The organism is Actinophytocola sp. (assembly GCF_045807065.1).
Classification (GTDB): Bacteria; Actinomycetota; Actinomycetes; order Mycobacteriales; family Pseudonocardiaceae; genus Actinophytocola.
The window spans coordinates 1-8,625 of sequence record NZ_JBJMIE010000786.1; the positions used below are offsets into that span (position 1 = coordinate 1).

The 8,625-nt window shown below is 70.7% G+C and carries 9 protein-coding genes and 1 pseudogene; 1 reads left to right on the top strand and 9 read right to left on the bottom strand.

Annotated features, from left to right (window positions below; all coding sequences use genetic code 11):
* The 8 genes and pseudogenes from ACJ73U_RS45705 to ACJ73U_RS45740 all read right to left on the bottom strand — a co-directional run.
* Positions 1 to 301, bottom strand: a pseudogene (locus tag ACJ73U_RS45705) (hypothetical protein); the annotation flags it as partial.
* 2 nt (positions 302 to 303) lie between these two features.
* Entirely contained in the window at positions 304 to 1,299 is a 996-nt protein-coding gene (locus ACJ73U_RS45710; protein ID WP_407784066.1) for a hypothetical protein, read from the bottom strand.
* A gap of 16 nt (positions 1,300 to 1,315) precedes the next feature.
* Positions 1,316 to 2,167 (bottom strand): phage distal tail protein, encoded by an 852-nt coding sequence (locus ACJ73U_RS45715; protein ID WP_407784067.1) that lies wholly within the window; start codon positions 2,165 to 2,167, stop codon positions 1,316 to 1,318.
* A gap of 85 nt (positions 2,168 to 2,252) precedes the next feature.
* A complete protein-coding gene (locus tag ACJ73U_RS45720) occupies positions 2,253 to 4,118 on the bottom strand; it encodes a hypothetical protein (RefSeq protein WP_407784068.1) in 1,866 nt (621 codons plus the stop codon).
* Positions 4,115 to 4,462, bottom strand: coding sequence for a hypothetical protein (locus tag ACJ73U_RS45725; protein ID WP_407784069.1), 348 nt, complete (start codon positions 4,460 to 4,462; stop codon positions 4,115 to 4,117). Before ACJ73U_RS45725 ends, ACJ73U_RS45720 begins: the two co-directional genes overlap by 4 nt.
* A gap of 17 nt (positions 4,463 to 4,479) precedes the next feature.
* A complete protein-coding gene (locus ACJ73U_RS45730) occupies positions 4,480 to 4,788 on the bottom strand; it encodes a hypothetical protein (protein ID WP_407784070.1) in 309 nt (102 codons plus the stop codon).
* 16 nt (positions 4,789 to 4,804) lie between these two features.
* Entirely contained in the window at positions 4,805 to 5,398 is a 594-nt protein-coding gene (locus ACJ73U_RS45735; RefSeq protein ID WP_407784071.1) for a phage tail protein, read from the bottom strand.
* Positions 5,399 to 5,411: 13 nt separating this feature from the next.
* Entirely contained in the window at positions 5,412 to 5,789 is a 378-nt protein-coding gene (locus ACJ73U_RS45740; protein ID WP_407784072.1) for a hypothetical protein, read from the bottom strand.
* Positions 5,790 to 6,103: 314 nt separating this feature from the next.
* Here ACJ73U_RS45740 and ACJ73U_RS45745 point away from each other — a divergent pair, with 314 nt between their 5' ends.
* The gene (locus ACJ73U_RS45745) at positions 6,104 to 6,514 is read left to right on the top strand and encodes a helix-turn-helix transcriptional regulator (RefSeq protein ID WP_407784073.1); all 411 of its coding nucleotides are present in this window, start codon (positions 6,104 to 6,106) and stop codon (positions 6,512 to 6,514) included.
* Positions 6,515 to 6,616: 102 nt separating this feature from the next.
* On the opposite strand, the gene ACJ73U_RS45750 is transcribed toward ACJ73U_RS45745, so the two are convergent.
* Entirely contained in the window at positions 6,617 to 8,617 is a 2,001-nt protein-coding gene (locus ACJ73U_RS45750; RefSeq protein WP_407784074.1) for a transglycosylase domain-containing protein, read from the bottom strand.
* Positions 8,618 to 8,625: the final 8 nt, after the last annotated feature.

Here is an 8,625-nt window from a genome sequence, read left to right on the forward strand (position 1 = left end):
AGGACAGCAGGTCCGACGCACCCAGCTCCAGCACGCCGGTCGCACCCGAGTAGCGGCTGGTCCAGACGATCCCACCCCACAGCAGGTCGCCGTCGCGGTCGACGTAGACCGCGGTGCGGCCGGGCTCGGTGAGCAGCCGCGGCTCGCGCCGCCGGATCACCGGGTCGGCGACGTTCAGCTGGGCGCGGAGGCTCCCGGTGTCGTTGAGCTTCTTGTCGAACGTCACCCCGGACAGCGGCAGCTCGTCCAGGATCTGCCCGCTGCGCAGGTCCGCGATGAGGTAGGTGTAGACGGCGCCCATGGTCAGTAGGTGGCGAACGAGATGCCGTCGAGCGACACCCAGCCGTTGTTCCCGCTCAAGACGTAGACGTTGCCGTCCGCCGTGATGTCGACCCTGCCGATCTGGGGATTCACCCCGGACAGGTTCGTGGCCACCACGAAGAGGTGGTGCGCCTTCGGGCAGTAGTTGACCGGGCTGCTCGAGAGTTGGAAAGCGGGTTTCGACTGGGTAGCGTCGACGACTCTACCCCTCATGAGGCCGCGCAGCCTGACCCAGCCGTCCTCGGTGATCGTGTAGCCGACCTCCGCGTAACCACCGCCGTAGTTGGACCACCCGTTCTGCCACTTGACCGGCGGGTGCCAGCCGTCGACGCTGCCACGCGGCGGGCGGTACGGGATCCAGACACCACCCTTGTAGACCTCCATCACCCTCGTGTCCAGGCGCATGATGACCATGCTGCCGTAGGGGTTCGGCGGCCGGTCGGCCTCGTTGCGCACCGGGATGATGCCGTTGAGCGCCGCGGTGAACCGCCGCGTGTCCTTGAGCGACGCCGTGCCCACGGTCGGCGGTGGCACCGTGATCTCGGCCAGCACCAGGGACAGCGGGTTGGTCACGGCGGGCCGGGGCGGTGTCGCGCTCGCGCTGTTCTCTCCCGCGTAGACGGTGACCTGGAAGCCGGGGTCGCCGTCGACCACCTCGGCGACGACGAGGTCCATCCGGTACAGGGACGCGTTCGCGGCACCGAGGGACAGCTCCTTCGCCGCGTCGATGGTGACCAGGTACGGGCCGTCGGAAGGTTTGGCCGGGTCGGCCAGCACGGCCTGGAACGGGTTGACCGTGACCTTGTTCGTGCCCAGCGCGACCAGCCCGGGAAAGCCCTGCCCGTCACGGATGCCGGTGCGGACCCGCAGCGGGTCGAGCGTGTCACCGACCCCCTGCGCGGCCACGAGCATGCCGGTGGCGAGCCGCGCCTCGGGCGCGTCGATGTCGTTGACCCAGCCGGGATGGCGTTCGGCCATCGAGGTCCCCCTTCTCTCAGATCCACGAGTCACGCCAGGTTGCCGTGAGAGTGCCCGACTCGGCCGAGTCCAGGGCGTCGAAGCCGACCGTCGTGCTGCCGGGCGGCAGACCGAACCAGGTCGACCTCGCCAGCAGCGCGGCGCGCCGGGAGGCACCGCCCAGCAGCACCGTGCGGGCGGCCACGTCGACGGTCAGCGTGTCCCCGTCCAACAACCGCAGCCCGAACGCCAGGCGCTGCCCGGTGGAGTCGTTGCGGATCACCGGCTGGTCGCACGGACCGGTGACCGTCCACAGCGGCCAGGAGGTCGCCGTGCCGGCGTTGGTCAGGCCGAGCGACCCGCTCGCCGGCTCGCCGAACCGCAACGGGAACGCCAGCGGGAAGTCCACGCCGGGACCCGGGCGGGGCAGGCCGCAGGTGGCGGTGTGCACCTCGATCCCCTGCCGCAGCGGGTCGGGCGCGGTGACCTGCAGGGAGAACTCGAAGGTGTACGGGCTCCTGTCGACCACCTTGGTGCCGGCCGAGAGCCGGACCAGGGCGCGCCTGGCCAGGGTCCGCTCCTGGACGGTCAGCTCGGTCAGCTTGGAGCCGTCGGCGAGGACCGCGCTCATGCGGTCCTTGGCCCGCTCCCTGGTCTCGGCGTCGGGCGCGATCGCCAGTCCCTCCAGGGTGATCACGCGCACCGAGCGGAAGGACTCCGCGTCGAACCCGCCGTCGCGCTGGGGCCGGTCGGCCAGCGACAGCCGCAGGTCCGGGCCGCTCGACCAACCGTCCTCCTTGGTCACCCACCACTCGACGCCGTCACCGTCGACCGCGTTGCCGGACCAACCGTCCACAGTGAACACCGGGAGTACCAACGGTTCGCTCACGACCGCGCCCCACCCTCTGCTCGCCGGCTCCGAGGGGCCGGCCGACGGTCCTTCCGTGCCCGATGATCCGCTCCGCGAGCCGCGCTCATGACGTCTTCGCCGCCCATGCCACCTCGCGGGCGGCGATGCGCCCGATCTCGTACTCGGACTGGCCCGCGCGCGGGTGGACGTTGACCGTCACCGGCGCGGCGACCGCGGCCCGGGCGGCCTGGACGGCGGTCGACCCGCCGACACCCGCGGCCACCGCGGCGAACGCCGGCCGGACCGTGGCGGCCCTGGGCACCGGGACCAGCCTCGTCATCGCCTCGGCCACCTTGTCGCCGCCGGCCTCGATGCCGACCACCAGGCCCTCGCCGATGTTCCGGCCGAACTCGGCCATCACGCGGGACGGCGAGCTGATCCCGAGTGCGCTTCTGATGGGTCCGGGGATCTTGTCGATGACGAAGTTCTTGATGGTGGACACGATGTCGCCCGCCATGTCCCGGATGCCGTTGATGAAGCCCTGGATCAGGTCCCGGCCCTTGTCGTACAGGCTGCGGCCGATGTTGCCGAGCGCGCCGAGCGCGCGGCCGGGCAGGCCGCGCACGAAGTCGACCAGGCCCGAGATCGCGTTGCCGGCCGCGTTGCGTGCCTGGTTGAACGCACCGCTGACGATGCCGACCACCCGGCTGATGCCGCGGATCACGTTCACCACGGCGTTCACCGCACCGGTGATGACCGCGCGGATTCCGTTCCACACCGCCGAGACGACGGTGCGGACCGCGGTGAAGACCGCGGTGATCACCGTGCGGATCGTGTTGACGTAGGTCCGCACCACCGTGACGATCACCTGCCACGCCACGGTGATCACGGTGCGGATGGCGGTCCAGACCGCGGTGATGACCAGCCGGATGATCGTGAAGTAGGTGGTGATGTACGTCCGGATGACCGTGACGGCGACCTGGATGACCTTCACGATGTAGGGCCACACCACCGCGACGACGTTGCGGATGATGTTCACCGCGGCGACGACGACGTTCCTGACGGCCGTGAACACCGCGTTGACGATGGTGCGGAACGTCGTACTCCGGTTGTACGCCAACACGATCGCGGCGACCAGCAGCCCGATCGCGATCACGATCAGTGCGACGGGGTTGAGCGACATCACCGCGTTCAGCAGTGCCTGGACGAGCGCCCACGCCCTGGTCGCGACCGCGACGACCCGCTGTGCCACGGCCATCGCGACGGTCCGGGCGGCCGCCACGGCCGCCTGCACCGCGGCACGTGCGTAGCTGGCCGCCAGCTGCACCAGGTTGCGCACCGCGGCCGCCGCGTCGCCCGCCATGGACTTGGCGCTGCTGGCGAACCTGCCGACCGCGCCGGCCGCGTTGGTCGCGCCCTCGCGGGCCGCGTTGAACGCGCTCCTGAGGTTCCCGTTCAACGAGGACGCGAGGTCGCGGACCGCGCCCGGGGCACTGGCGCCGAACTGCTTGAGGTCCCGGCCCAGCGCACCGGCCTCGCTGGCCGCGTCCTTGAAGCCCGTGCGGATGTCCTTGATGGCGCCGGGCAGCTCCTTCATCGCCCCGGCCGCGTTCTTGACCTCGCCGACCGTGTTCTGCACCGCCGTCGCGGCCGTGTTGACCGCGTCCGCGTAGCCGACCACGTCGGTGACCGCGCCGGTGACGGCCGGGTGGGTCTCCTTGAACTTGGCCGTCATCTCGGTCAGCTCGTCGTTGACGTGCGCGGCGAAGTCCTGCGAGATCTGGTTGGCGGCGCCGGCCACCGCGGCGGTGACCGACTGCTGGACGCCGGTGATCAACCCGCTGACGGCCGTCCGCGCGTCGGTGACCGCGCCGATCGCGGAGGTCCGCACGCTCGCCACCAACTCGCCCGCGGCGGCCCGCGCGTCGGCCACGACCGCGCTCATCGCGGCCCTGGCCTCGGCCGCGATGCTGCTCGCCGGCTGTGTCACGAACCCCCTCCGAAGAACGCGGCGAGCTGCTCGGGTGTGGCCGCGGGTGCCTCCTGCACCTCGATTCCCGGGCGGGGCACGGGTTGCGGGCGCTCCGGCGGCTCGGCGTGCTCGTCGCGGTTGGCCGTGACGAACAGCCAGTTGCCGGCGGCCAGCTCGTCGACGGCGGCCGCCAGGAGGTGCTCGGTCAGACCCCACTCGGCGGTCTCGCCGTGCAGTTCACGCACCAGCGCCGCGTCCCGGGGCAGGTGCTCGATGAGCACGCGCACCCGGCGCGCGGACAGTGTGCCGCGGTGGTAGTCGAGCAGGTCCACCCCGTAGAACCGGAGCAGGTCGGCTTCCACGGCCTCGCCGTGCTCGGTCAGGAGCGCGTCGAGGCCGAGGATTCCCCCAGTGTCATACCGGTGTCGCGGCCGTACGCCTCCAGCAGCGCCTGGATGTCCTGCACGCTCACGGTGTGGTCGTCGAGGCGCTTGACCTGTTCCTCGCCGAGCAGCAGCGTGAGCAGACCGTCCAGATCGGACTGGTCGAGGTCGGCCAGCTCGCGCACGACCTTCCTCGGCAGCTCGGTCGGCAGCCAGAACGGCTCCCCGTCGAGCTCGAACTCCCAGCGCTCACCGCGTGCCTCGAGCCGCTGTGCTCTTGCCGCGTTGACGTCGTACCGGCCCATCGCTGTCCCTCTCCCCCTACGCGTGTTGGTCTTCCTCCGCCGGCGCCTCGGTCGCGGTCGTCGGCGGCTTCATCGTCCATGCGGCCAGGGGTTCGAACCGGGCGTTGATCGGCGTGAGCGCGGTGAACGTGACCCCGAGCTTGATCGCCGAGGTGCGGGTGATCGACGTCTCGTCGGTCTCGGTCACCGCGCCGCGCGGGATGTAGAACCGGTGCGTCACGTTCGGGCCGTCGCTGAACTCGATGCCCAGCGCGCGCTCGTCCACCGCGGGTGCGGCGGCGATCTCGAACGACGTCGTGCCCGCCGCCTTGACGCCGGCGCTGAAGAAGAACGGCAGCGTGTCCGCGTTGATCTGCAGCAGCGAGAACTTCACGGAGAAGTCGCGGTCGGAGAACACGTACCGGATCGGCGCCACGGACTGCCATGTGTCGACCGGATCCAGTTTGTCCTTCTTCACGAACTTGACGCCGTCGGAGGAGGTATATCCGAGGTTCACCCAGGGGGCGTCCCAGCCCTTGGTGAAATCGGCGGGGGAGACCGTGTGCGCCGGCGCGACGTAGATGGTCCCGGTGCCCGCCACTCGAATCTCGCTCGCGTTCAGTCCAGCCATGTGACTCTCCTGTTCAGGCCGAAACGGGTCGAACGGGGACCACCAGCCGGTAACGCATCACGTAACGGTTCGCGTTGTCGTGCCGCCGGTCGGGCGACCAGCAGGGGCCCTGGTTCTCTTCCACATCGCTCACCACGACGCCGTCCGCGTGGTCGGCGGTCACCAGCAGCGGCAACACGCCCCGGACCGCGTTCGCCACCGCGTGCGCCGTCGCCTTGTCGCCGCCGTAGGTGTCGACCAGGGCCAGCACGTCGTCGAGGAAGTCGTCCTGGAGAAACGCGCCGCCGAGCCGGTTGACCACGACCGCCCGACCGCTGCCGTCGAAATCGGGCGGCAGCGTCACCCCCACCGAGACACCGTCGAGCTCCACGCGCGTTCTCAGGAATGTCACGACGAGGTTCTCGACGTCCGGGAAGAAAAGTGGACGCTCGTTTACCAGATGCCCCACAGGTGTCCCCCAGTCCCCCAACCCAGGGAAACGCTAACCCAGTGATCTTCGTTAGTCCAGGCCGGTCAGCCGATCGCGGGATACCACCCGCGGCGCCCGCCGCAGGCACTCGTACGTTCGGACGACGGATGCTCGCGTGACGTACAAAAATCTGGTGACACGATCATGCGCTTGATTACGATATTGCCTGTGTCCCGGGCAACGAGCCGCACAGGTGTCGCCACCGGGAGGGCCGGGGGGCCGAGGGGAGGATCTCGGTGCAGGTACAGACCCGCGACATGATGGCGAGCACCCCATCGCGCCGCGTTCGGGAGCTGATCGACGAAGTCGTCGCGGCGAAGGAGAACCCGGAGCCGTTCAAGGGCTTCCTCGAGCTGACCGACGTCCTGCTGGACATGGAGGTGGACGGCGTCCGCTGCGTCCTGGTGAAGACGAAACCCACCACGCGGGCACCGCTGCCCGCGCTCAGCCCGCGGGAGCTGGAGATCGTCCGCATGGTCGCCAAGGGCCTACCGAACAAGTCGATCGCGTCCGAGCTGCGGATCAGCGCCTGGACGGTGTCGTCGCACCTGCGTCGCGTGTTCGGAAAACTCGGCGTCACGTCCCGCACGGAAATGATCTCGAAGATGCTGGAGGAGGACATCTTCGCGCCCCGCGACGAGGACTGAGCCCGCGAGGCGGGCAAGCGCCACGACGGCGGTAGAGGCGGCCCGGCCGGCGGCGGGTGCGGGCGGGACTCCCGCCGGCACTCACCCGGGCCGCGGCCGACGTCAGCTCCTGCCCAGGAGCGTGTTCAGCGCGCGGAAGTACGGTGGCGCGGCGACCGTGCCACCGAACGCGCCGTGGCCGCAGGAGCCGATGTGCACCGGCGGCCCCGGGCAGAGCGTGCCGGGCTCGGAGCCGTCCGCGAACACCAGCGACGACACCGCGTACCCGCCGGCCCCGCCGACGAACGCGACCGACTCGCTCGTCTGCGTGGTGCCGGTCTTGCCGATGCCCGGGCGGGTCCAGCCCGCCGCCCGCGCGGCCGCCGCGGAGGTGCCCTCGGTCGTGTCCTTGCTCAGGCCCGCCACCACGGTGTTCGCGACGTCCGGGGACACCGCCTGCTCGCACGCCTGCGTCTTCACCGTGACCGCCCTGCCGAACCGGTCGGTCACCGTCTGGATCGGGTCCGGTGGGCACCAGGTGCCGCCGGACATCAGCGTCGCGGAGACGTTCGCCAGCTCCAGTGGGCTCACCGGGCTGTTGCCCAGCGTGAACGACGGCTTGTCCAGGAAGTACCTGGACTGCGGCTCGCCGCGCTGCGGGTCGTCGGAAGACGCGTCCGGCTTCTTCCCCGCGTCGTTGGCCGCCAGCGTGGTGCGCAGGCCCAGCCGGTTCGCCATGTCCAGCACCGCCGGCATGCCGACCCTCGTCTCCAGCCCGACGAACGCGGTGTTCGGCGACGTCGCGAGCCCGTCGGCCAGCGTGATCGGGTCGGGGTAGCCGCCGTCGTTGTGCACGGTGTAGCACCGGCCGCCCGACAGCGCGAAGCAGCCGGTCGACGGGTTGGGCAACGGCGTGTCCAGGTCCGCCTTGCCGGACTCGACGGCCGCCGCGGCGGTGAAGATCTTGAACACCGAGCCGGCACCGAACGGGTCGGACACCTCGGCCACGATGTTGCTGGACGTCTGGCCCCGCGAGGCGTCGGTGCCGAGGTTCCGGTTCGCGACCATCGCCAGTACCTCGTGCCGGTCACTGCCCGGCGCGATGACCGCCATCGTGTTGGCCACGCCGTCGGCGGTGGTGGGCACGTTCGCCTCGACCGCGTTCTTCGCCGCCTGGCTCACGGCCGGGTCCAGCGTCGTGCGGATCGTGTAGCCGCCGGTCGCGAGCTGGTCGCCGGACAGCCCGGCGGCCGAGCGGAGATAGGTCAACGCGTACTGGCACAGGAACCCGGCGTCGGGCGCGGCTCCGGCACACGTGCTCGTCGGCACGTTCGGGCCGTCCGGCAGCACGCCCAGCGGCGTCTTCTTCGCCTCCTCCGCCGCGGACCTGGTGATCGAGCCCGTGTCCGCCATCGCGTCGATGACCTGGTTGCGGCGGGTGAGGGTGGCCTGCGGGTGGTCGTACGGGTCGTAGGTGGTCGGGTTGTTGACCATGCCGGCGAGCATCGCGGCCTGCTGGACGTTCAGCTCGTCGACGCCCACGCCGAAGTACGCCCGCGCGGCGGCGGCCGCGCCGTAGACGCGGCCGGTGAACTCGACCACGTTCAGGTAGTCCGTGAGGATGTCGTCCTTGCTGGTCGACCGGTCCAGCTCGACGGCCGACCGCGCCTCCCGGATCTTGCGGGTCAGCGTGTCGGCCCGGTCCGCCGCCTGCGCCTTCGGGTCGTCGCGGTCGACGACGTTGATGAGGTAGTTCTTCACCAGCTGCTGGGTGATCGTCGAGCCGCCCTGGGTCGGGCCGCCGTCGAGGTTGTTCAGCAGCGCGCGCAGGACCGCGGTCGGGTCGATGCCGTGCTCGGTGTAGAAGTGCCGGTCCTCGATCGAGATGATCGCGGCCTTGAGCGTCGTCGGGACCTGGTTCGCCGACAGCGGCAGCCGGTACTGGTCGAAGATCGTCGCGATCGGGTTCCCGTTACGGTCGGTGACCGTGGTGACCAGCGGCGTCTGGCCGTCCAGGGACGCCGGGGAGATGCCGGCCGCGGTGGCGGCCACCTTCCCCGCGGCCACACCACTGCCCACCACGACCGGCGCGAGCAGTGCCGCCACCAGCACCCCCGCCAGCAGACAGCTCC

Excerpts from the sequence above, each read along its gene's own strand:
- ACJ73U_RS45730 (WP_407784070.1), bottom strand. The coding sequence starts at position 4,788 with ATGGGCCGGTACGACGTCAACGCGGCAAGAGCACAGCGGCTCGAGGCA.
- ACJ73U_RS45710 (WP_407784066.1), bottom strand. The coding sequence starts at position 1,299 with ATGGCCGAACGCCATCCCGGCTGGGTCAACGACATCGACGCGCCCGAG.
- ACJ73U_RS45735 (WP_407784071.1), bottom strand. The coding sequence starts at position 5,398 with ATGGCTGGACTGAACGCGAGCGAGATTCGAGTGGCGGGCACCGGGACC.